The organism is Oceanospirillum maris DSM 6286, from assembly GCF_000422865.1.
GTDB classification, from domain to species: domain Bacteria; phylum Pseudomonadota; class Gammaproteobacteria; order Pseudomonadales; family Halomonadaceae; genus Oceanospirillum; species Oceanospirillum maris.
Map to the genome: position 1 here is coordinate 1 of NZ_AUGW01000050.1, position 1,094 is coordinate 1,094.

2 protein-coding genes are annotated in these 1,094 nt (G+C 43.9%); one reads left to right on the forward strand and one right to left on the reverse strand.

The genetic code is table 11. The annotated features are described in order from the left end of the window. On the forward strand, nucleotides 1-571 hold a 571-nt coding region (locus tag G517_RS18940), incomplete at its 5' end, for a hypothetical protein (protein ID WP_036591422.1). Between the two features lie 71 nt (nucleotides 572-642). On the opposite strand, the gene G517_RS18945 is transcribed toward G517_RS18940, so the two are convergent. Further along, nucleotides 643-1,094 (reverse strand): hypothetical protein (locus G517_RS18945; RefSeq protein WP_157833194.1); only part of this gene is annotated, 452 nt, incomplete at its 5' end.

Below are 1,094 nucleotides of genomic sequence, written 5' to 3' on the forward strand. Positions count from 1 at the left end.
GATGGCCCTTAATCCTGATCTTGACTTGAGTGATCTGGATGTAGCACTAAAAGATGGCAACATCATAATGACGGGCATCAAATCCCAAAATGGCGAGCCGGTAACCGGCAATCAGATCAACGCGATCCAAGAGGCTTTATCGGATAACGAAGAGCTCACTAAGAACCTTGAGTATGCACTATCGGATCTGACAAAGTCAGTTTATACAGCGGGCTTATATGCTGAATTTCGTGTCGATATTGAGAAATTAGATTCTTTAGAGCATAACAAGGAAGATCTTGTCCAAAACGGCGCTTTCACCATAAATAGCTTTATAGAAGGCTTTCTTGACAATTTCCCCAGAAGACCTAGTCATGAAGACGCCCGTGAAACACGCAAAAGAGAACTATTGGGTTATGCACCAGTAGCTCAACCTCAAAAAGAATGGGATTTCAGTCAAGCGCTAGATGATGAATACTTTGAGTCCAGTTTTTATCATCATTTGAGATTAATGGGCACTATTGTAAAAGACGACCCAAGAAATCATTTGGCAGGAACTGACGCTTACCAGTTCGTAGAGACCAAAGCGTAAAACAATCCCCCCAGTGCTGGGTCTCCAGCTACTAGGGGGCTCTCCAGGTTGGAGGGGTACTTATTTATCCACTATTTTAGGCAAGTCCATTTTGTCCCTCCTGTGTCATAGTTCTTTTCATAGAAACACATTTTTACCAGCTTTTCGCGGCAGATATGATAAAAGCTCTCTTCTTGGTTAATCGGAGTCAACCCACCATCTACCCCTTCCGAATACACCCCCAAATAGCCTAAACCATAAAAGATATCCCACCATTCTGAAGGATTTGATGGAGTTCCGCTGTAAACCCGGTTATGGACATCTTCTGCAGGGGGTTCCTGACTTATACACTCCGGCAACCTTAACGAACCTTTAAAAAAACCATTTTCATCTGATACAAGCCTTGTAAATGAACGGCTCTCTTGCTGTGCCCTACTAAAAAAATCAATTCTCACTGGAGAGAAAGGTACCGTGCTGCCGCCTGCATCTTTCAGGTACCCCGAGAAACTGATATTCGAATGCGCCTGCACGGAGGTGGATGTTG